The sequence below is a fragment of the uncultured Streptococcus sp. genome, from assembly GCF_963521255.1.
In the GTDB taxonomy this organism is placed as follows: Bacteria; Bacillota; Bacilli; order Lactobacillales; family Streptococcaceae; genus Streptococcus.
This window is the reverse complement of record NZ_CAUQTU010000001.1, coordinates 63,536-86,142: the sequence shown is the minus strand read 5'-3', so window position 1 is coordinate 86,142 and position 22,607 is coordinate 63,536. Positions and strand designations below refer to the sequence as shown.

Annotated in this window: 20 protein-coding genes and 1 other RNA gene; 19 read left to right on the top strand and 2 right to left on the bottom strand. The window is 35.3% G+C overall.

Annotated features, from left to right (window positions below):
- The first annotated feature begins 8 nt into the window (after window positions 1–8).
- From RWP09_RS00430 to RWP09_RS00355, 16 genes are all read left to right on the top strand, one after another.
- Window positions 9–1,358, top strand: coding sequence for a sugar transferase (locus RWP09_RS00430; RefSeq protein ID WP_314432801.1), 1,350 nt, complete (start codon window positions 9–11; stop codon window positions 1,356–1,358).
- 34 nt (window positions 1,359–1,392) lie between these two features.
- Window positions 1,393–2,565 (top strand): beta 1-4 rhamnosyltransferase Cps2T, encoded by a 1,173-nt coding sequence (cps2T, locus tag RWP09_RS00425; protein WP_314432800.1) that lies wholly within the window; start codon window positions 1,393–1,395, stop codon window positions 2,563–2,565.
- A gap of 2 nt (window positions 2,566–2,567) precedes the next feature.
- Window positions 2,568–3,716: a glycosyltransferase family 4 protein gene (locus tag RWP09_RS00420; RefSeq protein WP_314432799.1), complete on the top strand. Its 1,149-nt coding sequence runs from the start codon at window positions 2,568–2,570 to the stop codon at window positions 3,714–3,716.
- Between the two features lies 1 nt (window position 3,717).
- On the top strand, window positions 3,718–4,353 hold the full coding sequence (locus RWP09_RS00415; protein ID WP_314432798.1) for a DUF1919 domain-containing protein: 636 nt from the start codon (window positions 3,718–3,720) through the stop codon (window positions 4,351–4,353).
- A gap of 255 nt (window positions 4,354–4,608) precedes the next feature.
- Entirely contained in the window at window positions 4,609–5,577 is a 969-nt protein-coding gene (locus tag RWP09_RS00410) for a DUF6625 family protein (protein ID WP_314432797.1), read from the top strand.
- Complete coding sequence (locus tag RWP09_RS00405; RefSeq protein ID WP_314432796.1) at window positions 5,574–6,644, top strand: glycosyltransferase; 1,071 nt, start codon at window positions 5,574–5,576, stop codon at window positions 6,642–6,644. The genes RWP09_RS00410 and RWP09_RS00405 overlap by 4 nt, the downstream gene beginning before the upstream one ends.
- Before the next feature lie 32 nt (window positions 6,645–6,676).
- Window positions 6,677–7,828, top strand: a complete 1,152-nt coding sequence (locus tag RWP09_RS00400) for a polysaccharide polymerase (RefSeq protein WP_078352566.1) — start codon at window positions 6,677–6,679, stop codon at window positions 7,826–7,828.
- The gene (locus tag RWP09_RS00395) at window positions 7,825–9,240 is read left to right on the top strand and encodes an oligosaccharide flippase family protein (RefSeq protein ID WP_314432795.1); all 1,416 of its coding nucleotides are present in this window, start codon (window positions 7,825–7,827) and stop codon (window positions 9,238–9,240) included. Before RWP09_RS00400 ends, RWP09_RS00395 begins: the two co-directional genes overlap by 4 nt.
- A gap of 12 nt (window positions 9,241–9,252) precedes the next feature.
- On the top strand, window positions 9,253–10,365 hold the full coding sequence (glf, locus tag RWP09_RS00390) for a UDP-galactopyranose mutase (protein ID WP_314432794.1): 1,113 nt from the start codon (window positions 9,253–9,255) through the stop codon (window positions 10,363–10,365).
- The gene (locus RWP09_RS00385; protein WP_314433461.1) at window positions 10,352–11,344 is read left to right on the top strand and encodes a stealth family protein; all 993 of its coding nucleotides are present in this window, start codon (window positions 10,352–10,354) and stop codon (window positions 11,342–11,344) included. Before glf ends, RWP09_RS00385 begins: the two co-directional genes overlap by 14 nt.
- Before the next feature lie 10 nt (window positions 11,345–11,354).
- The gene (locus RWP09_RS00380; protein WP_314432793.1) at window positions 11,355–12,410 is read left to right on the top strand and encodes a galactofuranosyltransferase; all 1,056 of its coding nucleotides are present in this window, start codon (window positions 11,355–11,357) and stop codon (window positions 12,408–12,410) included.
- A gap of 87 nt (window positions 12,411–12,497) precedes the next feature.
- Window positions 12,498–13,367, top strand: coding sequence for a glucose-1-phosphate thymidylyltransferase RfbA (rfbA, locus tag RWP09_RS00375; protein ID WP_314432792.1), 870 nt, complete (start codon window positions 12,498–12,500; stop codon window positions 13,365–13,367).
- The gene (locus RWP09_RS00370) at window positions 13,368–13,961 is read left to right on the top strand and encodes a dTDP-4-dehydrorhamnose 3,5-epimerase family protein (RefSeq protein WP_314432791.1); all 594 of its coding nucleotides are present in this window, start codon (window positions 13,368–13,370) and stop codon (window positions 13,959–13,961) included. It begins immediately after the preceding gene.
- Window positions 13,962–13,974: 13 nt separating this feature from the next.
- Window positions 13,975–15,024 carry a dTDP-glucose 4,6-dehydratase gene (gene rfbB / locus RWP09_RS00365; RefSeq protein WP_314432790.1) on the top strand — a complete coding sequence of 350 codons (1,050 nt, stop codon included), beginning with the start codon at window positions 13,975–13,977 and terminating at the stop codon, window positions 15,022–15,024.
- Window positions 15,025–15,089: 65 nt separating this feature from the next.
- Complete coding sequence (gene rfbD, locus RWP09_RS00360; protein WP_314432789.1) at window positions 15,090–15,953, top strand: dTDP-4-dehydrorhamnose reductase; 864 nt, start codon at window positions 15,090–15,092, stop codon at window positions 15,951–15,953.
- A gap of 298 nt (window positions 15,954–16,251) precedes the next feature.
- Entirely contained in the window at window positions 16,252–18,234 is a 1,983-nt protein-coding gene (locus tag RWP09_RS00355; RefSeq protein ID WP_314432788.1) for a peptide ABC transporter substrate-binding protein, read from the top strand.
- 141 nt (window positions 18,235–18,375) lie between these two features.
- Here RWP09_RS00355 and pbp1a read toward each other — a convergent pair whose 3' ends face one another.
- A complete protein-coding gene (gene pbp1a / locus RWP09_RS00350; RefSeq protein ID WP_314432787.1) occupies window positions 18,376–20,559 on the bottom strand; it encodes a penicillin-binding protein PBP1A in 2,184 nt (727 codons plus the stop codon).
- Window positions 20,556–21,152, bottom strand: a complete 597-nt coding sequence (gene recU, locus RWP09_RS00345) for a Holliday junction resolvase RecU (RefSeq protein WP_314432786.1) — start codon at window positions 21,150–21,152, stop codon at window positions 20,556–20,558. The genes pbp1a and recU overlap by 4 nt, the downstream gene beginning before the upstream one ends.
- A gap of 66 nt (window positions 21,153–21,218) precedes the next feature.
- Here recU and RWP09_RS00340 point away from each other — a divergent pair, with 66 nt between their 5' ends.
- The 3 genes from RWP09_RS00340 (at window position 21,219) to rnpB (ending at window position 22,550) form a co-directional block, all read left to right on the top strand.
- On the top strand, window positions 21,219–21,746 hold the full coding sequence (locus RWP09_RS00340) for a DUF1273 domain-containing protein (RefSeq protein WP_033689350.1): 528 nt from the start codon (window positions 21,219–21,221) through the stop codon (window positions 21,744–21,746).
- Between the two features lie 72 nt (window positions 21,747–21,818).
- The gene (gene gpsB / locus RWP09_RS00335) at window positions 21,819–22,148 is read left to right on the top strand and encodes a cell division regulator GpsB (RefSeq protein ID WP_033689349.1); all 330 of its coding nucleotides are present in this window, start codon (window positions 21,819–21,821) and stop codon (window positions 22,146–22,148) included.
- A 20-nt stretch (window positions 22,149–22,168) separates the two neighbouring features.
- An RNA gene (gene rnpB, locus RWP09_RS00330) (RNase P RNA component class B) lies at window positions 22,169–22,550 on the top strand.
- Window positions 22,551–22,607 lie beyond the last annotated feature (57 nt).

Sequence of the window (22,607 nt, the reverse complement as noted above, 5' to 3'; positions counted from 1 at the left end):
AGGTAGTTTTGAGAGAAGTATCAAATATTCGAAAATTAGAGATTCTCATAATACAACTGTTTCCAATTTATCTGTTATCGTTTGTATTAGCTAGTCATGAACTTCTGGCATTTCTGATGGTGGTTCACACTGTTTCTTACTACATTGGTGCATATAGTAAAAATTTCAAATACCGGACCCTTGCAGAGGAATGTATACAAACATTAAAATATATACTGGTTTATATTTTCTTATCCTGTATAGTTTTTCCTATTTTAGAACCAAATATACCATATTTATCATTAGCTGATCTATTATGCATTGTGACTGTAAATTCAATTATGCTAATGATTGTCAATATTTGGATTCGTAAGATTTGGAAATATCTATCACTTCAAAAAAAATATACTCAGCGTATCTTGCTAGTGACCACACGTGCACGAGTTGAGAGAGCACTAAAACAACTTTCTAGTTATGAGTATGGCTATGTTTCGGCTATTTGTATTGTAGATGATGAGCAATTTCAGTTTTATGGTGTAGAAGTAGTTAAGCTGGATAATCTGGTAACCTATGCTACGAGATCAGTCGTAGACCAAGTGGTGATTAATCTCCCAAGCGAAAGCTTTTTAATTGCAGACTTTGTTTCTCAATTTGAAACGATGGGATTACCAGTAGCTGTCAATATAGCTGCTTTAGATTTTGTGACCAATAGTGAAAAAGAGATTCAACGTTTTGGGAATTCTAGTGTGGTTAATTTTTCAACAACCTTTTATCGTTCTAGTGATGTTGCTTTAAAACGAATGATGGATATAATCGGATCCTTATTTGGTCTAGTGATTTGTGGTATAGTGTCTATTTTTCTTGTTCCTTTGATAAAAAAAGATGGAGGGCCTGCTATTTTTGCCCAGGATAGGGTTGGTAGAAATGGACGTATATTTAAATTTTATAAATTCCGTTCTATGAGAGTAGACGCAGAGGAAATCAAGAAGGACTTGATGAGTCAGAACCAGATGCAGGGTGGGATGTTTAAGATTGAAAATGATCCACGTGTGACAAAGATAGGGTACTTTATTAGAAAGACGAGTCTAGATGAATTGCCACAATTTTGGAATGTTCTAAAAGGCGATATGAGTTTAGTTGGTACTAGACCACCAACCTTAGATGAGTATATGAAGTATACACCCGAACAAAAACGTCGTCTCAGTTTTAAACCTGGAATTACAGGCCTTTGGCAGATTAGTGGTAGAAGTAATATTAAAAACTTTGATGATGTGGTGAAGTTAGATGTTACTTATTTAGATGGCTGGACAATTTGGAAAGATATTGAAATTTTATTGAAGACTATAAAAGTTGTAGTAATGAAAGATGGAGCAAAGTAATTTTTGTTTTATTATAAAATAAAGTAGGAGTGATATGAGAAAATCAGTTTATATCATTGGTTCAAAAGGGATTCCTGCCAAATATGGAGGTTTTGAAACTTTTGTTGAAAAATTAACAGAATATCAAAAAGATAGCAACATAAAATATTATGTTGCTTGTATGCGTGAAAATTCAGCCAAGTCTGGTATCACGGAAGACCGGTTTGAGCATAATGGAGCCATTTGTTTCAATGTTGATGTGCCTAATATCGGACCAGCTCGCGCCATCGCTTACGATATTGCAGCAGTCAACAAGGCTATTGAAATGGCTAAGGAAAACAAGGACGAAGCTCCCATTTTTTACATTCTGGCTTGTCGCATCGGGCCATTTATTTCTGGACTTAAGAAAAAGATTCGTGATATCGGTGGCCGTTTGCTTGTGAATCCAGATGGCCATGAATGGTTGCGAGCAAAGTGGAGCCTACCGGTTCGTAAGTACTGGAAATTCTCAGAGCAACTCATGGTCAAGCATGCTGATTTACTGGTATGTGATAGCAAAAATATCGAAAAATATATCCAAGAGGATTATAAACAGTATCAACCAGAGACCACCTATATTGCCTATGGGACAGATACAGCTCCTTCAAGTCTGAAAGCAGAAGATGCCAAAGTTCGAGATTGGTATCAGGAAAAAGGAGTTAGCGAAAATGGCTATTATTTAGTGGTGGGGAGATTCGTTCCTGAAAACAACTACGAAGCTATGATTCGTGAATTTATCAAATCTAAGTCTCAGAAAGACTTTGTCCTCATCACAAATGTGGAGCAGAATAAATTTTACGACCAGTTGTTACAGGATACGGGTTTTGACAAAGATCCTAGGGTCAAATTTGTCGGGACTGTTTATGATCAAGAGTTGCTCAAGTACATTCGTGAAAATGCCTTTGCCTATTTCCATGGGCATGAGGTTGGAGGGACCAATCCTTCTCTACTGGAAGCTCTAGCAGCCACAAAACTAAATTTGTTGCTAGATGTTGGTTTTAACCGTGAAGTCGGTGAAGATGGTGCTCTTTATTGGAAGAAAGACCAGTTGGCAAGTGTCATTGATCAGGCTGAACGTTTAGATAAACAATCTATTGAAGCCTTTAATAAGAAATCAAGCAAGCGTATTGCTCAAGCCTTTACATGGGGTAAAATTGTCACAGACTACGAGAAAGTATTTAAAGGATAGAAATGCAGAAAATTTTATATCTTCACGCTGGTGCCGAAATGTATGGTGCTGACAAGGTTTTGTTGGAGCTTATTAAAGGTTTGGAGAAAGAAGCCTTTGAGGCTCATGTCATCTTGCCCAACGATGGCGTCTTAGTGGGTGCATTGGAAAAGGTTGGAGCTAAGGTAAAAGTAATTGATTATCCAATCTTGCGCCGTAAGTATTTTAATCCTAAGGGAATCCTTGAGTATTTTGGCTCTTATAATCGTTATTCAAAGCAAATTGCTAAATATGCTAAGGAAAATGGCATTACCCTCCTTCACAATAATACTACTGCAGTACTTGAGGGGATTTATCTCAAACGTAAATTGAAACTTCCTTTGATTTGGCATGTGCATGAAATTATTGTGAAACCAAAAGCAATCTCAGATTTTATCAACTTTTTGATGGGACGTTATGCTGATACGATTGTGACGGTTTCAAATGCTGTAGCTAACCACGTCAAGCAGTCTCGCTTTGTAAAAAATGACCAAGTTCAGGTCATCTATAATGGTGTTGACAATGGTGCCTATCATGAAATGGATGCCAGCGCAGTTCGTGACCAGTTTGGTATCGCACGGGATGCCTTGGTTATCGGAATGGTTGGTCGCGTGAATGCTTGGAAAGGTCAAGGCGATTTCTTGGAAGCAGTGACTCCGATCTTAAAGGCTAATCTAAAAGCAGTAGCTTTTCTGGCAGGGAGTGCTTTTGAAGGTGAAGAGTGGCGTGTTGATGAGTTGGAAAAGGCAATATCAGACTCACCAGTAGCCGGACAAGTCAAGCGTATCGATTATTATAGTCAGACAACAGAGCTCTATAATATGTTTGATATCTTTGTTTTGCCAAGCACCAATCCAGATCCTCTACCAACTGTAGTTCTCGAATCAATGGCTTGTGGTAAACCTGTAGTGGGTTACCGTCATGGCGGTGTCTGTGAAATGGTGAAGGAGGGGGCAAACGGTCTCCTAGCCACTCCAAATCAGCCTGCAGAATTGTCGAAGGTCATTCAAGAATTAGTTGAGAAGACTGAGAAGAGAGAGCAATTTGGCAAGGCATCGGTCAAACGTCAAAAAGATCTCTTCTCATTACAAAGTTATATCCGTAATTTCTCAGAGTTATATAAGAAATACTAAGATGAATATTGAAAAAATCAAGAATAAATTAAAACCAATTGTTTATCCAATTATTAACTTTATTCCTAGAAGAAGACTTAAGAATAAAAATTTTACTATCATTTGTGATAATTGTTGGGCTGGAAAAGTCTATCAGGAATTGGGCTTACCTTATCAAACTCCATTTGTAGGGATGTTTGTTTTCTCTCCTGATTACATTAAGATGCTTAAGAATTTAAAACACTATTTGAGTGGGAATATGCCCTTGAAATTTGTTAAGGAATCGAAATACATTAAAGATTTTGATAATGCTTATCCACTTGCCCTTTTAGACGATATCGAATTGCATTTCTTACATTATGCAGATGAAAAAGAAGCAACTCAAAAATGGAACCGTCGTTTGGAAAGAATTCATTGGGATAATTTGTATTTCAAGTTCAATGATAATGATGCTTGTACTTATGAATTGATGAAAGAGTTCGAAGAGCTTCCATACAAGAGTAAGGTTATCTTCTCTTCTAAGAATTATAGTGACTTACCATCTTTAGTTCATTTTAAATCAGCCGAAAAACAAGGTTATGTTGGAATTGATTTAAAAACTTATCATCGCTATTTTGACGTTGTTAGTTGGTTGAACAAAGGTGGAGATAAAATCTAATAATATAGAGGGTGGTTTAGGTGGAATATTCTATAGATTTTGTTGTTACTTAGGTTAATTACAATCTCTAAATTCTAAAATCCTCTTTGAAAATAATAAGTTAATTTTTGTTTATATTCAAACAAATCTCCAATATTTATTAAGATGATTTTTTGAAAATGGAATAGAGGGGGTAATCATATTCCAAATTGTATTAAATAGTTTCGAAGCTATTTAATAATTACAGAAAAAATTAAAAAAGGATGATTCAAGTAAATGAAAAAAATAAAAATTATTATTCCATATTTTGGCGCATTTCCAAAATTTTTCCCATATTTTTTAATGACAGCAAGAAGAAATAAGAATATTGATTTTGAAATTTTTACGGATCAGCCAGTAGAGCAGTTCTCTTCACTAAATGCAAGAAATATACATTTTAATAGAATGACCTTTTCTGATTTAAAGAAGAAAATTCAATCAAAATTTAACTTTGAAATTTCGCTGAATAATCCATATAAACTATGTGACTATAAACCAGCTTATGGATTAATTTTTGAAGAAGAGCTAATTGGGTATGATTATTGGGGTTTTTGTGATACGGATATTTTATTAGGAGATATATATCAATTTTTAGAAGATTATGAGTTCTTCACAAAAGAATATGATAGATATGGACTTTTAGGTCACCTTCAGATATACAAAAATATAAAAGAGGTAAATACTATTTTTAAAACGGGCCTTGGTATGAGTTATAGACTGGACTATCAAAATGTTTATACTAGTAATCAAAATTTTATTTTTGACGAACAGGAGGGCGTTCAGAAACTTTTTGATCATTCTGGTATGAAGCAATTACAAGTGACTTGCTTTCATGATTTAGATATTTCTCGTTTTTCTTTTGGATGTAATGGTGAGCAAAAAGTACAGAGATATTATTTTTGGGCAGAATCAAAAGGGCTCGAGTCAATAGAATTAAAAAAAGAAAATATATATATAACTCAACCTCTATATATTCATTTTCAAAAAAGGAATATTGAATGTCCTGAAGTTGTAGAAAATAAACAATTTTATGTGGTTCCGAATCGTTTAGTTAATGGTGATAAATTATCAGTTGAAGAAATTAAAAGTATGACTCAAAATAAAATCTACTGGGAACATATAATTAGGACTATTCAGAACAAATTTAAGAAAGAAAAATGGACTTTTGAATTCATACTTCATAAGATAAGGATGAAAAATCGATGAACAATGTAACGCTAAGTATCATAATACCTGTTTATAATGTTGAAGCTTACCTAAGAAGATGTTTGGATTCTATACTTAAACAAAATACTTTAGTAGACTATGAGATTATATTAGTTAATGATGGATCGACTGATGCAAGTGGAAGAATTTGTGATGATTTCCAATCACACTTCTCTAATGTTCGGGTGAAACATATTAAAAATAGTGGAGTTGCAGCAGCTCGGAACCTTGGTATAGCTCTATCAAATGGGAAATTTTTATATTTTGTAGACCCAGATGACTATTTGACAGAGTCTTTTTTTATAGAGCTTGCTCCATATATAAATGATAATTGGGATGTTTTATGCTTTGGTTTTAATGAAGTAAAAGAAAAAAATATGGTCGCAATATCTTGTCGCGCACATAGATATGATAAAATAGGAATGTTAACTTATGAGGAATTTACTAATAATTTTGTAGATTTCTTTCGGACAGATATGATGTATAATGTTTGGTCAAGAGTTTATAAAAAAGATTTCATTTTAGAGCACGGTATTGAGTTTCCAAAAAAATCCATTGGGGAAGATACCTTATTTAATTTTCAAGTATACAAGCACTTAGAAACTATCCGATTTATTGAACCTTGTCTATACAATTATATAGCTGGTAGAAGTGGTTCTGCTTTAACAGTATTTAACCCAGTTAGAATTGAAATTCAACTAAATGAGCTTGCGGAGTTGAAACAACTATTGAAAAAATTTCATATAGAAGATTATTCTTTGTTGAAAGAGATAAAAACGAAGATTATTGTAAGTTCTGCCTTTCAAATTGCTAATTTAGAAGATACAAAAAAAAATAGGGTAAGATTATTAAGAAGCATTATTGAAAATGAACAATTTGATGACATTTTTTCAGGAGAAACTTATCAAATCATTGGTTCTTATGGTGTTTTAATAAAGAATAAGAACTTTTCTTTATTGCTTAGGAGATTGACGATAGAGTTACTTGCCAGAAGAAAATTCAGAACAGTATTGTTTATTGAAAAATTAAAAATGAATCGAGTCTTACGTAAGATTGTTTTTAAATAATTTTTTTAAAAACTAACAGTAAAAAGGATATTATGTTAAAAATTAAATTTGAGAACCTTTTGGTGATTTTTGTATTAACTATAGTTACGGGATATGATACTATTATGACTACAATGTTAAATAGGACACTACCTAATATTCCCGTGATTTTATTAATATGTGTAGTTTTATTATTGATTTTTAGATTTTTATTTATAAAAAAATTTAGTGCATTTTATATTATATCGAGTATTTTATTGATATTGGCAAGTATTATAGTATTTTTACGTACAGGTGGTACCAATTTTCTTCTGTATTCATTGTTGATTATACTATTATATCAAGCAGATGTTGATGTGATTTTGAAAACATATGTGGGTGTATCAGGTATAATTGTTTTGTTAATCTTTCTACTCTCAATTTTAGGAGTAGTACCTAATTTACAATTTGCTCAAATTCGCTCATCGGGTTTAGTAGTTAGAAATTCATTTGGATTCATCTATCCAACTGATTTTGCATCTCACTGTTTTTACCTATTTATTGCTTGGGGTTATTTGCTTAGAGAAAAATACATATTTATCAGAACGATTGTAGGACTATCTTTAGCATTCTTTATACTAAAATTTTGTGATGCACGACTAAATGTATTATCTATACTTGCCGCAACTTTGATTTTCATAATCATGTATTATACTAAAGAAAGAGAATTCAAAGTATACAGTATAATGCCATATTTTGCTCTTATTTTTTCTGCTTTCATGTTTTATGTTTCCTACTTTTTCACATGGTCTTCTTCGTTCTATGTGAATTTAAATAATCTGTTTAGTATGAGATTGTTTTTAGGTAAAAATGCACTGAATACATATGGTTTACCTTTATTTGGTAAAGCTGGAGTAAAGTTTATTGGCTACGGTGGGACCACCGAGTCGGTTCACAGTTATAACTATGTTGATTCCTCTTACATCCAAATGTTATTTTATTATGGATTAATTCCTGTTGTATTGCTAGTATTGATTTATGTGTTTGCTTCAAAAAAAATTCATAAGCAAAAAAAATATTTATTTCTAGCCCTGTTATCTCTTATTACAATTAACTGTATGATTGAAGCTTTCTGGATAAGACCAGGATACAATATTTTTATGTTTACCATTTTTGCTAATTTGTATGGTATCCAAAATAAGGAAAAAAGAGAAGTAAAACTATGAAAGTTCTAAAAAATTATGCTTATAATCTTTCTTATCAGTTATTACTCATAATACTACCTATCATTACAACTCCATACGTTACGAGGGTATTTTCTTCAAATGATTTAGGAACCTATAGTTTTTTTAACTCCATTGTTACCTATTTTGTTTTGTTAGCTACTTTAGGAGTAGCCAACTATGGGACAAAGGAAATCTCTGGTAATCGAACAATAATTCGTAAGAATTTTTGGGGAATTTATACTTTACAACTTGGAGCAACAATATTATCACTGACTCTCTATATTTTGCTTTGTCTTACTTTTTCGTTAATGCAAAACCCGGTAGCTTATATTTTAGGATTAAGTTTACTTTCTAAAGGTTTAGATATTTCATGGTTATTTCAAGGTTTAGAGGATTTTCGAAAAATTACTGTCAGAAATATTACAGTGAAACTAGTTGGTGTCATTGCTATTTTTCTATTTATAAAATCAGCTAGCGACCTATATTTATATGTGTTCTTGCTTACCATTTTTGAATTGTTGGGACAATTAAGTATGTGGTTACCAGCAAAAGAATTTATTGGGAAACCACACTTCGATTTGATGTATGCTAAACGTCATTTGAAGCCAGTCATCTTATTATTCTTACCTCAGATTGCTATATCGCTCTATGTGTCATTAGATAGCACTATGCTTGGGGTTCTTGCTTCAGCAAGAGATGTAGGTATTTATGACCAAGCTTTGAGACTTGTTAATATTTTATTAACACTAGTGACTTCGTTAGGTAGTGTCATGTTGCCACGAGTTTCAAATCTTTTATCATCAGGGGATCATAAAGCCGTTAACAAAATGCATGAGATGTCATTTCTGATTTATAATTTGGTTATTTTTCCTATTATAGCAGGAATGTTAATTGTAAATGATGATTTTGTGAATTTTTTCTTGGGTCAAGATTTTCAAGAGGTACGTCATGCGATAGCAATTATGATTTTTAGAATGTTCTTTATTGGTTGGACCAATATTATGGGGATTCAAATCTTGATTCCTCATAATAAAAATAAAGAATTTATGCTGTCAACAACAATTCCTGCTATTGTTAGTGTGGGATTAAATCTTCTTTTGCTTCCAAAGTTAGGCTATATAGGTGCTGCAATTGTTTCTGTCTTAACAGAGACTTTGGTTTGGGGTATACAGTTTTTCTATACTCATACTTATCTGAGAGAAGTGCCTATTATAGGTTCATTAATCAAAATTATAATTTCATCGGGATTTATGTATGGTATTTTACTACTTGTAAAACAATTCCTAAATGTATCACCGATGATCAATGTGGGACTATATGCTGTTCTGGGAGCAATAATTTATGTTAGTTTGATTTTGATTTTTAAAGTAATCAATCTAAATGAGTTAAAACAACAATTATTTAAAAAATAAAGGAAATTTAATATGTACGATTATCTTATTGTTGGCGCTGGTTTGTCTGGAGCGATTTTTGCTTATGAAGCAACCAAGCGTGGAAAAAAAGTAAAAGTTATTGATAAGCGTGACCACATTGGTGGGAATATCTATTGTGAGAATGTAGAAGGTGTTAATGTTCATAAATATGGTGCCCATATCTTTCATACTTCTAATAAGAAAGTTTGGGATTATGTTAATCAATTTGCTGAATTTAACAATTATATCAACTCGCCTGTAGCTAATTACAAGGGTAGCCTTTATAATCTACCTTTCAATATGAATACTTTCTATGCTATGTGGGGGACAAAAACTCCTCAAGAGGTCAAAGACAAGATTGCTGAGCAAACGGCTCACATGAAGGACGTTGAACCTAAAAACTTGGAAGAACAGGCCATCAAGTTGATCGGTCCAGATATTTATGAAAAGTTGATCAAAGGCTACACTGAAAAGCAATGGGGACGTTCTGCGACTGACCTTCCACCCTTTATCATCAAACGTCTACCAGTTCGTTTGACTTTTGATAATAACTACTTCAATGATCGTTACCAAGGAATTCCAATCGGTGGCTATAATGTCATTATCGAAAATATGCTGAAGGATGTAGAAGTAGAACTTGGAGTTGACTTTTTTGCCAATCGTCAAGAATTAGAAGCTTCTGCTGAAAAAGTTGTCTTTACAGGGATGATTGACCAATATTTTGATTATAAACATGGCGAGTTAGAATACCGTAGTCTTCGTTTTGAGCATGAAGTTCTTGATGAAGAGAATTATCAAGGAAATGCAGTTGTAAACTATACAGAACGAGAAATTCCTTATACTCGCATTATTGAGCATAAACATTTTGAGTATGGTACGCAAGATAAAACGGTCATTACTCGTGAATACCCAGCAGATTGGAAACGAGGAGATGAACCTTATTATCCAATCAATGATGAGAGAAACAATGCTATGTTTGCTAAATATCAAGAAGAAGCAGCACAGAATGATAAGGTCATTTTCTGCGGACGTTTGGCCGATTATAAATACTACGACATGCATGTGGTCATTGAACGTGCCCTAAATGTTGTAGAGGAAGAGTTTAACAAAGATAATGAAGGATAAAATTGATATTGTTGTTTTATGGGTAGATGGGAAAGATCCTAACTTTATTAAGGAAAAACAAAGAATAAGTAGTCAAAAAGAATTGTTAAATGAAGATACTGATGGTGAACAGCGTTATCGAGAATATGGAATTTTTCAGTATTGGTTTCGTATGATTGAGAGACATGCACCGTGGGTCAATAATATTTATTTAGTTACGAATGGTCAAAAACCTGATTGGCTGAATCTTAGTCATCCAAAGTTGAGATTTATATCACATAAGGAATTTATTCCAGCATCCTATCTTCCAACTTTTAATTCAGCGACTATTGAGTTAAATCTTCATAGAATTGAAGGATTATCTGAGAATTTTATTTATTTTAACGATGACATGTATTTGATAAAAGATGTAAAACCTTCAGATTTCTTCAAAAATAATAAACCGAAGCTTTTAGCAGTTTACGATGCTTTAGTTCCATGGTCATCGTATACAAACACTTATCATAATAATGTTGAATTAATTTATCGTCATTTCCCTAAAAAGCAAGCCTTAAAGTCTTCTCCTTGGAAATTTTTTAATTATAGATATGGTGCTTTAATATTGAAGAATATCTTATTACTTCCATGGGGCCCTACGGGGTATGTAAATCAACATCTTCCAGTTCCAATGAAAAAGAGCACTTTAGCTCATCTTTGGAAAATCGAGTCGGAGGTATTGGATAGAACGTCACGGAATCAATTCAGAAATTATGGGGTGGATGTGAATCAGTATATTTGTCAGCACTGGCAAATTGAAAGTAATGAGTTTTATCCGATTTCAAAGAATATGGGCGAATCAGTTGAGTTAAATCAAATTGATCAAATTATGAAAATTTTTGGAAATAAAAAGCGAAAACTACTTTGTGTGAATGATAATATGAATATTGATGAAAGAAATATTATACTTTTCAAAAAATTATTAGAAGAACGCTATCCAGAAAAGTCATCTTTTGAAAAATGAAAGGTAAAATATGAAATACTACTTAAAAGAAGAATTTTTAAATGATGTTAACCAAAAAAATGCTGGCAATAAGGCACGTAATGATGTTGAAACTGTGTTAAATGAGTTGGGATATATCCCTTTAAGAGTGTTGGTTGATGATTGGTATAAAATGAATGTACTCGAGGCACAGATACATAAATATCAAGCACTATCAAAAGCATTCAAACTTTTAAAAAGAGGCGATGAGATTGTTATCCAATTTCCATTATTACACCATTCCTTACTATTTAGTAATTTACTAAAATCCCTTAGAAAAAAAGGAGTTAAAACCTATTTTCTGATTCATGATTTAGAAACTTTACGTTTTGTAAATGATGAAACATTACCTTTTAGAATGAAATTACGTATGAAAGTTACGGAGGGATCTTCTTTACATTATGTAAATGGTATTATTGCTCATAATAAAGTAATGAAAGGAGTATTAGTCAATAAAGGAGTTCTTGGAGAAAAAATTACTAATTTAGAAATCTTTGATTATTTAATTCCAGATTTTATAGAAAAAACTAGTTTAAGAAAAGAACAACCAATAATTATTGCAGGAAATTTATCACAAGATAAAGCAGCATATCTATACTCATTACCTATAGAACCACAATTTAATTTATATGGTGTTGGATTTGATGAGTCTGGGAAGTTATCTAATGAAACTTACTTTGGTTCATTTCTTCCAGATGAACTTCCATCAGTATTGGAAGGAAGTTTTGGTTTAGTTTGGGATGGTGACAGTTCTGAGACTTGTAGTGGATTTTTTGGAGAGTATCTACGCTATAACAATTCTCATAAAGCGTCACTTTATTTGGCTTCTGGTTTCCCTATCATTGTTTGGAAGGAATCTGCTTTATCTCATTTTGTCTTAAAGAATCATTGTGGTATCACCGTTGATTCTTTGTTCGACATACAAGAAACAATCAATAATATTTCGGAAGAAGAATATCAAGAGTTAGTAGAAAATGCACAAAAGGTAGGAAATAATATAAGATCAGGATATTATTTGAAAACAGCTTTAGAGAAACTAACTAAATAATTAGTGTAAATTCACTAAGTAATGTATCATTTGTCTCTGATTACTAATTAGAAAAATTCTAATTTAATATAGAAAGGTAGTTCGATTATGAAAGGTATTATCCTTGCAGGAGGTTCAGGAACTCGCTTGTATCCTTTGACTCGTGCTATATCCAAACAACTGATGCCGGTTTATGATAAACCCATGATTTATTATCCTCTATCAACACTCATGTTATCTGGTATCAAAGATATTTTAATTATCTCTACTCCTCATGATTTACCTCGTTTTAAAGAGCTGCTTCAAGATGGTTCGGAGTTGGGAATCAATCTTTCTTATGCGGAACAACCTAGTCCAGATGGACTGGCCCAGGCCTTCATTATCGGTGAAAAATTTATTGGAAATGACAGTGTCGCCCTAATTTTAGGAGATAATATATACTATGGTCCTGGTCTATCTAAAATGCTTCAGAAGGCTGCTAATAAGAAGAAAGGTGCAACTGTTTTTGGATATCAAGTTAAGGATCCTGAAAGATTTGGTGTTGTAGAGTTTGATGAGGAGATGAATGCTGTTTCTATTGAGGAAAAACCAGAACATCCTCGTTCCAATTATGCAGTGACAGGCCTTTATTTCTATGATAATGATGTTGTAGAAATTTCAAAAAATATTAAACCAAGTCCTCGTGGTGAATTGGAAATTACAGACGTAAACAAAGCATATCTAGAACGTGGAGACTTATCAGTTGAGCTAATGGGGCGTGGTTTTGCTTGGTTGGATACTGGAACTCATGAAAGTTTATTAGAGGCGTCACAGTACATTGAGACAGTGCAACGGATGCAAAATGTTCAAGTGGCAAATTTAGAAGAGATTGCTTATCGTATGGGTTATATCAGCCGTGAGGATGTATTAAAGTTGGCGCAACCTCTTAAGAAAAATGAATACGGACAATATTTGCTCCGTTTGATTGGAGAAGCATAGATGACAGATAATTTTTTCGGTAAGACGCTTGCGGTTCGTAAGGTCGAAGCTATTCCAGGTATGCTGGAGTTCGATATTCCCGTTCATGGAGATAATCGTGGCTGGTTTAAAGAAAATTTCCAAAAGGAAAAAATGCTCCCCCTTGGTTTCCCAGAGTATTTCTTTACAGAAGGAAAATTACAAAACAATGTATCCTTCTCACGTAAAAATGTTCTCCGTGGTCTACACGCAGAACCTTGGGATAAGTACATTTCTGTAGCAGATGGTGGGAAGGTTCTAGGTTCTTGGGTTGATCTACGCGAGGGCGAAACTTTCGGAAATACCTATCAAACAGTAATTGATGCAAGTAAGGGTATCTTTGTTCCCCGTGGTGTGGCTAATGGATTTCAGGTTCTATCAGATACAGTCTCTTATAGCTATCTGGTCAACGATTATTGGGCATTAGATTTGAAATCTAAATATGCCTTTGTCAATTATGCAGATCCAGAATTAGGAATTGAGTGGGCCAATCTTGCTGAAGCAGAGGTTTCAGAAGCAGATAAAAATCATCCACTACTTAAGGATGTAAAACCTTTGAAAAAAGAAGATTTGTAAAAAAGGAAAGACTATGACTGAATACAAAAAAATTATCGTGACAGGTGGAGCAGGTTTTATCGGTTCTAACTTTGTTCATTATGTTTACAAGAACTTTCCAGATGTTCACGTGACAGTATTAGACAAGTTGACTTATGCTGGAAATCGCGCTAATATTGAAGAAATTTTAGGTGATCGTGTTGAGTTGGTTGTTGGAGATATTGCTGATGCAGAGTTGGTAGACAAGTTGGCTGTTCAAGCAGATGCTATCGTTCATTATGCAGCGGAAAGTCACAATGACAATTCACTGAATGATCCATCACCGTTTATACATACTAACTTCATTGGAACCTATACTCTTTTGGAAGCAGCTCGCAAATATGATATTCGCTTCCACCATGTATCGACAGATGAAGTTTATGGTGATCTTCCTCTACGTGAGGATTTACCAGGACATGGTGAAGGTCCAGGTGAGAAATTTACTGCTGAAACAAAATACAACCCAAGCTCTCCATATTCATCAACCAAGGCTGCCTCAGACTTGATTGTAAAAGCCTGGGTACGTTCTTTTGGAATCAAGGCAACGATTTCCAACTGTTCAAATAACTATGGTCCTTATCAACACATTGAAAAATTCATCCCACGTCAGATTACCAACATCCTAAGTGGAATTAAGCCAAAACTTTATGGTGAAGGTAAGAATGTTCGTGACTGGATTCATACCAATGACCATTCTTCGGGAGTTTGGACAATCTTAACAAAAGGTCAAATCGGAGAAACTTACTTAATCGGGGCTGATGGTGAGAAGAACAATAAGGAAGTTTTGGAACTTATCCTTAAGGAAATGGGCCAAGATGCAGATGCCTATGATCATGTAACTGACCGTGCAGGACATGACCTCCGCTATGCGATTGACGCCAGTAAGCTCCGTGATGAATTAGGCTGGAAACCAGAATTCACTAATTTTGAATCTGGTCTCAAGGAAACAATCAAGTGGTATACAGATAACCAAGAATGGTGGAAAGCAGAGAAAGAAGCTGTTGAAGCAAATTATGCTAAAACTCAGGAGATTATCAAATTATAAAAAGCAGGAAATAGCTGCTTTTTATTGCTATAGTGGGAAGAGTTACAGATTAGAAAGGTGTAGAGATGATTTTAATTACAGGAGCAAAAGGTCAATTAGGAACTGACCTTCGTTATTTATTGGATGAGCGTAATGAAGAATACGTAGCAGTTGATGTGGCTGAGATGGACATTACCAACGCAGAAATGGTTGAGAAAGTTTTTGAAGAAGTTAAACCGACTCTAGTATACCACTGTGCGGCCTACACAGCTGTTGATGCAGCAGAGGATGAAGGAAAAGAATTGGACCATGCTATCAATGTTACTGGAACAGAAAATGTTGCAAAAGCATCTGAAAAGTATGGTGCAACTCTAGTTTATATCTCTACAGATTATGTCTTTGATGGTAAGAAACCAGTTGGAGAAGAGTGGGAAGTTGATGACCGACCAGATCCACAGACAGAATATGGACGTACAAAGCGCATGGGAGAAGAGTTAGTTGAGAAGTATGTGTCTAATTTCTATATTATCCGTACTGCCTGGGTATTTGGAAATTATGGCAAAAACTTTGTTTTCACAATGCAAAACCTTGCGAAAACTCATAAGACATTAACGGTTGTAAATGACCAGCATGGTCGCCCAACTTGGACTCGTACATTAGCTGAATTTATGACTTATCTAGCTGAAAATTGCAAGGAATTTGGTTATTATCATTTATCAAATGATGCGACAGAAGATACAACTTGGTATGATTTTGCAGTTGAAATTTTGAAAGATACAGATGTGGAAATCAAGCCAGTAGATTCAAGTCAATTTCCAGCAAAAGCTAAACGTCCGTTAAACTCAACAATGAGCCTGGCTAAAGCTAAAGCTACTGGATTTGTTATTCCAACTTGGCAAGATGCCTTGAAAGAATTTTATAAACAAGAAGTAAAAAGTGATATTAACTAATTTGAAGCCTGCTCGTTAATGAACTCCCCAGGAAAATAATAGATATAATATTCTCATGACAACATCCTTGCAGTGTGTAAGAAATGAGTTAGATTAAAGAATTAAAACTGTTTCTCAGATGCTATTTAAAAATATGATCAATAATTCCTTGACTACCTAATGTAGTTGAGGGGTTTTTGATATTATTCATATTTTTGCAAAGTTGTTGTTTAAAAAATAATTTTCTAAAATTCAGAAAATTCTATTGACAGGACTTGAAAAAGGGTCTATAATGGATAGAAAAGCAAAGGAGAAGTTTATGAAAACGAGAAAAGTATTGGCTCTTACGGGAGTGACTTTATTAGCAGCAGGTGTCTTAGCTGCTTGTTCTGGGGGGGGGTCGGGCGCTCAAGGTGAAAAAACCTTTGCCTTTACTTATGAGACTGAACCAGATAATCTCAACTATTTGACAACCAGTAAGGCAGCTACTTCAAACATTACTAGTAACGTCATTGATGGATTGCTTGAAAATGACCGCTATGGGAATCTGATTCCCTCTATGGCGGAGGACTGGTCTGTTTCTAAGGATGGTTTGACCTATACCTATAAAATTCGTAAAGACGCCAAGTGGTACACGTCTGAGGGAGAAGAGTACGCTCCTGTTAAGGCTCAGGACTTTGTAACAGGTCTTAAATATGCAACAGATAAGAAATCACAAGCCCTTTACTTGGTACAGGATTCAATCAAAGGTTTGGATGCATACGCTAAAGGGGAAAATAAAGATTTCTCTCAAGTTGGGATTAAAGCTCTTGATGATCAAACAGTCCAATACACATTGAACAAACCTGAAAGTTTTTGGAATTCTAAAACAACCATGGGTGTGCTTGCGCCAGTCAATGAAGAGTTTTTAGACTCAAAAGGGGATGATTTTGCCAAGGCTGGAGATCCAAGCAGTATTCTCTACAATGGACCTTTCGTTTTGAAATCTCTAGTAGCGAAATCATCTGTAGAGTTTGCGAAAAATCCTAATTACTGGGATAAGGACAATGTGCATATTGACAAGGTCAAATTGTCATTCTGGGATGGGCAAGATACCAGCAAACCAGCAGAGAATTTTAAAAATGGTAGTCTTACAGTAGCTCGTCTCTCTCCTACAAATGCAAGTTTTGCAGAGCTTGAAAAAACGATGAAGGACAATATTGTCTATACCCAACAAGACTCTACGACTTATCTAGTTGGTACAAATATTGACCGCCAGTCCTATAAATATACTTCTAAGACCAGCAACGAACAAAAGACTTCTACTAAGAAAGCTTTGCTGAATAAGGATTTCCGTCAGGCTATTGCCTTTGGTTTTGACCGTACGGCTTATGCTTCACAAGTGAACGGTGCTAGTGGTGCTAGCAAAATCTTGCGTAATCTCTTTGTGCCACCAACATTTGTTCAAGCAGACGGTAAAAACTTTGGCGATATGGTCAAAGAAAAATTGGTAACTTATGGGGATGAATGGAAGGATGTCAACTTCGCAGATGCTCAAGATGGTCTCTACAATCCAGACAAGGCTAAGGCTGAATTTGCGAAGGCTAAGTCAGCTTTACAGGCAGAAGGTGTGACTTTCCCAATTCATTTGGATATGCCAGTTGATCAGACAGCAACTACAAAAGTTCAACGTGTCCAATCTTTCAAACAATCGGTTGAAGAAACCTTGGGGACAGATAATGTCGTCATTGATATTCAACAACTACAAAAAGATGAAGTCTTGAATATTACCTACTTTGCTGAAACAGCAGCTGGGGAAGATTGGGATATTTCAGATAATGTTGGTTGGGGTCCTGACTTTGCCGATCCATCAACCTACCTCGATATTATCAAACCATCAGTTGGTGAAAACACTAAAACATATTTAGGATTTGACTCAGGGAAAGATAATGTAGCTGCTAAAAAAGTAGGTCTATATGACTACGAAAAATTGGTTACTGAAGCTGATGATGAGACTACAGATGTTGCTAAACGATATGATAAATACGCTGCTGCACAAGCTTGGTTGACAGATAGTGCCTTGATTATCCCAACAACAACACTTACTGGTCGCCCAATCTTGTCTAAGATGGTACCATTTACGATGCCGTTTGCCTTCTCTGGTATTAAGGGGACAAGTGATCCGCTTCTATACAAATACTTGGAACTTCAAGACAAGGCAGTCACTGTAGATGAATACCAAAAAGCTCAAGATAAATGGATGAAAGAAAAAGAAGAGTCCAATAAAAAAGCGCAAGAAGAACTCGCAAAACATGTGAAATAAGATAAAAAAGAAGTTAGTTATTCGCTAACTTCTTTTGGTTTATTGAAAATGAGTTGAAACCTCTCTTCACTTTCAAAGATGATGAAGCTAATTTTTTGTAGAAAAAATCCTGAGTTTTTATTCTCAGGATTTTCTTTCATCTCACTGTTGTGGTTGTTGAACTTGTGGATTTTGTGGCGTTGGTTGTACTGGTTGTGTCGGTTGAACAGCTTGACCAGCTTGTCCTTGGTTAGGATCAGTTGCTGGGGCATTATTGGGTTGTTGACCAACTGTCGTATTTGTTTGTGTAGTTGAAGTTTCAGCTGTTGTAGAGGAATTCTCTACTGACTGTGTTTGTTGTGTAGCTGTAGTATTCCAAGTATTTCTTGCTCCGTTTTGGAAGACGAACTCTCCACTTCTGTATAAGCCCTCAGGCATTGTCCAATCTCCAGGATGGTTATCTTCTGAGAGGTAGGTCATCATTGATCGATAGACTCTACCAGCTACGAGGAAACCATCTCCAATGATTGGAGTGAGACGATTTGAGTAACCTGTCCATACAGCCATTGCATATTTGCGAGTATAACCCACAAACATTTCATCTGGAGCTACGTAGCCAGTGTTCTTGATATACTTTTCAATTTCGTCGTCAGTATAGTTAGAAGTACCTGTCTTACCTGCTTGTGGAAGCCATGGTAGGTAGGCTCCACGTCCTGTTCCGTAAGTTAAAACAGTTTTCATCATTTCAGTCATCATATAGGCAGTGGTTTCTTTCATAGCCCGTGTACCAGCATCAGAAAATTCTTTTTCACTACCATCACTAAAGACGATTTTATTGATATACATTGGTTTGTGGTAAATACCACCATTAGCAAAGGCGGCATAAGCAGCAGCCATTTTTTCACTACTTGCACCATATTTTTTGTTGGATTCAGTTGTATTACTTGAAATGGCATTTGCATAGTGTATGCTTGGATAGTCAATACCTAATCCATTGAGGAAGGTTTTTGCTTTGTCTAAACCAACCTTATTAAGAGTTTCAACCGCTGTGACATTACGTGACTGTTGAAGAGCGTACTGGACAGTAATGTTCCCGTAGTAGCCATGATCCCAGTTGTAGACTGGGGTATCAGTACCGGGATAATTATAAGGAACGTCATGTACAATAGTTGCAGTAGAGTCATAAACTCCATACTCTAACGCGGGAGCATAGTCAGTAATTGGTTTCATAGTAGAACCCCAGTCACGGTTTGTTTCCACGGCTTGGTTGATGCCGAAAGATACATTACTTGACTGGTGACGGGCCCCTAACTGAGCAAGTACTTTACCATTTGTTACATCTACAATAGTGGATGCTACTTGGATTTCATCATCTGGGTAAGCAACATACTCATCTGTATTGTAAACATCCCAAAGTCTCTGTTGAACATTTTTGTCAACATTAGTATAGACTTCCATACCTGTGGTAAGAAGATTGTAGCCAGTTTCTTGTTCGACTTGGTCGATTACTTCTTTGAGGTAATTGTCCATATAGGCTGGATAACTATTGGCTGATTTTAAGCTCTGGAGACCATCGGTGATAGGAGTATTAATTGCTTTTTCATATTGTTCTGCACTGATGTAATTTTGGTCTTTCATTTCTGAAAGTACTAAATTACGACGTTCGAGAGCAGCTTCTGGATGGGAATAAGGATCATATTGGTTTGGTGCCTGAGGCATTCCAGCAAGGAGTGCTAACTGTGGCAAGCTTAATTCCTTCAAGTCTTTTCCATAATAATTTTGGGCTGCAGTTTGCATTCCATAGTTACCGTTAGACATGTAGACTTTATTGATGTAATAGGTCAGAATTTCTTGCTTGGTTGCTTTTTGTTCTAGCTGAATTGCTAGCCAAGCTTCTTGAGCTTTACGTGATATGGTTTGGTCAGCAGTTGAAGTAGAAAAGTAAGTTAATTTAATCAATTGCTGGGTCAAGGTTGAAGCACCTTGGAGCCCCCCTTGTCCTTGGAGGTTTCTCAATGCAGCTCCCATGATACGAATAGTATCAACACCTCTATGATCAAAGAAACGGTGGTCTTCGATAGATACAATAGCTTTGACTAAGTCTGTAGGAATTTCATTAGCTTGAGTGTTTACGCGACGTTCCGCTCCAAGGTCAGCAATCAATTCGTTCTTATTATCATAAATCTTGCTAGAGGTTGTCGCAACTAATTTACTTTCAGATAAGGCTGGAGCTTTGCTAACATAGTAGAGAAAAAGCGCTCCGCCTAGGACAATAGCTGCGATGACTATAGTTAAGAAGCCGATACTTACATACTTAGCTATTCGCAGGATAGTTTGTTTGTTCATCTTGTTTTACCACCTAGTAAATGTTCTTTGATAATATCGAGATAGGGAATTTGAGGGAAAGCACCTGGCTTCACTAAATATCCGTTTTCCTGAATATATCCAAGTGGCATTGATTTTTGACCCTTATCTTGATGAAAAAAGCGAATCAAATCAAGTGCCGGCAACAAATAAGTTTCTTGTTGAGAAGAAAAATGAAGCAGTACGAAGCAAATGCCCTGCTGTTCTAGAACTTGTTCCATATGTTGAATCTGGTGAAGATGAAAGTTCTTCATTGGAATAGCATTCTTTTGTCGCGTTTCCTTGGCTTCAAAGTCAATGTAATGTCCTCTATACACGCCAGAGTAATCTGTTGTGGAAGCTTGTCTAAAATAGGCTTCTACAATTTTGGCTCGACTACGTTGAGGATAGTCTACTCGAACAATCTGAACAGGCGTTGGCTTTTTATGGATAACTGCCATGCCATGCGTCAGATAGTAGTCGTTGGTAGCGTTGATCATCTTTTCAAAAGTCATTCCTCGATTTGCGAAATTTTTGGGTTGAGAAATGGATGTTTGGCTTTTTTTTGATGAAATTTTATGAGGATAGTTGACCATATTTCTCCTTATTGGTACAATAACATCACTCTATTATACCATAAAAATAGAAAGAAAGGTGTAAAAATGACCACAGCTTTAATTATGGGATATTCTAATTTTGACTTGGGTTTGTTTAATGAAAAAGATATCAGGTTAAAAATTATAAAGAAAGCCATTCGCCGTGATTTAGAAAGTATAGCAGAAGAAGGGATTAAATGGCTGGTCTTTACAGGGAACTTGGGATTTGAATCTTGGGTGCTTGATGTCGCAAATGAAATGAAAGAAGAATATGATTTCAGCCTAGCGACCATTTTTGATTTTGAAACACACGGGGAAAATTGGAATGAAGCGAATCAGCTTAAACTTAGCCAATTTAAGCAGGTCGATTTTGTCAAATATGCCTATCCTAAATATGAACATATGGGGCAACTACGAGATTACCAACGATTTTTACTGGAAAATACTGATTTAGCTTATTTTTTCTATGACCCAGAAAATGAGACCAAATTAAAATTTATAGACAATTTGATGAAAAATCAGGAAGGTTATCGTATAAAAAGACTGACCTTTGAAGACTTAAATGAGCTAGTAGAAAATTTTTCTGAAAAGTAGGGCTTTGACCTTGATTTTTGTTTGCCTTTTTTTATATAATAATACTATTAGAAACCGAGAATGGAGAGAGAGATGGCAAGTATTATTTTTTCAGCAAAAGATATTTTTGAGCAAGAGTTTGGACGTGAAGTCCGTGGATATAGTAAGGTTGAAGTTGATGAATTTTTGGACGATGTCATCAAGGACTACGAAACTTATGCTGCCTTAGTCAAGTCTCTCCGTCAAGAAATTGCAGAGTTGAAGGAAGAATTGTCTCGCAAACCTGAATCTGCACCGGTTCAAGCAGAACCACTTGAAGTGACTGCTACAACTTCTATGACGAATTTTGATATTTTGAAACGTCTAAATCGTCTTGAGAAAGAAGTATTTGGTAAACAAATTTTGGATAACTCTGATTTATAAGAGCTTATTTGAAAAGTGCAATTTTTGGATAATCGCGTGAGGAGAATTTCTTTTCATGAGGAAAGTCCATGCTAGCACAGGCTGTGATGCCTGTAGTGTTTGTGCTAGGCGAAACCATAAGCCTAGGGACGAGAAATCGTTACGGCAGTTGAAATGGCTAAGTCCTTGGATAGGTCAGAGTAGGCTTGAAAGTGCCACAGTGACGGAGTCTTTCTGGAAACAGAGAGAGTGGAACGCGGTAAACCCCTCAAGCTAGCAACCCAAATTTCGGTCGGGGCATGGAGTACACGGAAACGAACGTAGTACTCTGACTGCTACCAGCTCTAGGCTGTTAGTAGTAGACAGATGGTTATCGAAGGAAGTGGTCCTAGTCACTTCTGGAACAAAACATGGCTTATAGAAAATTGCATATAGGTTGGGGCTGAGAAAACTTTCTCAACCTCATTTTTTAAAGTGGAC

Excerpts from the sequence above, each read along its gene's own strand:
- RWP09_RS00405 (WP_314432796.1), top strand. The coding sequence starts at position 5,574 with ATGAACAATGTAACGCTAAGTATCATAATACCTGTTTATAATGTTGAA.
- rfbA (WP_314432792.1), top strand. The coding sequence starts at position 12,498 with ATGAAAGGTATTATCCTTGCAGGAGGTTCAGGAACTCGCTTGTATCCT.
- pbp1a (WP_314432787.1), bottom strand. The coding sequence starts at position 20,559 with ATGAACAAACAAACTATCCTGCGAATAGCTAAGTATGTAAGTATCGGC.
- RWP09_RS00420 (WP_314432799.1), top strand. The coding sequence starts at position 2,568 with ATGCAGAAAATTTTATATCTTCACGCTGGTGCCGAAATGTATGGTGCT.
- RWP09_RS00380 (WP_314432793.1), top strand. The coding sequence starts at position 11,355 with ATGAAATACTACTTAAAAGAAGAATTTTTAAATGATGTTAACCAAAAA.
- recU (WP_314432786.1), bottom strand. The coding sequence starts at position 21,152 with ATGGTCAACTATCCTCATAAAATTTCATCAAAAAAAAGCCAAACATCC.
- RWP09_RS00410 (WP_314432797.1), top strand. The coding sequence starts at position 4,609 with ATGAAAAAAATAAAAATTATTATTCCATATTTTGGCGCATTTCCAAAA.
- cps2T (WP_314432800.1), top strand. The coding sequence starts at position 1,393 with ATGAGAAAATCAGTTTATATCATTGGTTCAAAAGGGATTCCTGCCAAA.
- RWP09_RS00340 (WP_033689350.1), top strand. The coding sequence starts at position 21,219 with ATGACCACAGCTTTAATTATGGGATATTCTAATTTTGACTTGGGTTTG.
- glf (WP_314432794.1), top strand. The coding sequence starts at position 9,253 with ATGTACGATTATCTTATTGTTGGCGCTGGTTTGTCTGGAGCGATTTTT.
- RWP09_RS00415 (WP_314432798.1), top strand. The coding sequence starts at position 3,718 with ATGAATATTGAAAAAATCAAGAATAAATTAAAACCAATTGTTTATCCA.
- rfbB (WP_314432790.1), top strand. The coding sequence starts at position 13,975 with ATGACTGAATACAAAAAAATTATCGTGACAGGTGGAGCAGGTTTTATC.
- gpsB (WP_033689349.1), top strand. The coding sequence starts at position 21,819 with ATGGCAAGTATTATTTTTTCAGCAAAAGATATTTTTGAGCAAGAGTTT.
- RWP09_RS00355 (WP_314432788.1), top strand. The coding sequence starts at position 16,252 with ATGAAAACGAGAAAAGTATTGGCTCTTACGGGAGTGACTTTATTAGCA.
- RWP09_RS00395 (WP_314432795.1), top strand. The coding sequence starts at position 7,825 with ATGAAAGTTCTAAAAAATTATGCTTATAATCTTTCTTATCAGTTATTA.
- rfbD (WP_314432789.1), top strand. The coding sequence starts at position 15,090 with ATGATTTTAATTACAGGAGCAAAAGGTCAATTAGGAACTGACCTTCGT.
- RWP09_RS00400 (WP_078352566.1), top strand. The coding sequence starts at position 6,677 with ATGTTAAAAATTAAATTTGAGAACCTTTTGGTGATTTTTGTATTAACT.
- RWP09_RS00370 (WP_314432791.1), top strand. The coding sequence starts at position 13,368 with ATGACAGATAATTTTTTCGGTAAGACGCTTGCGGTTCGTAAGGTCGAA.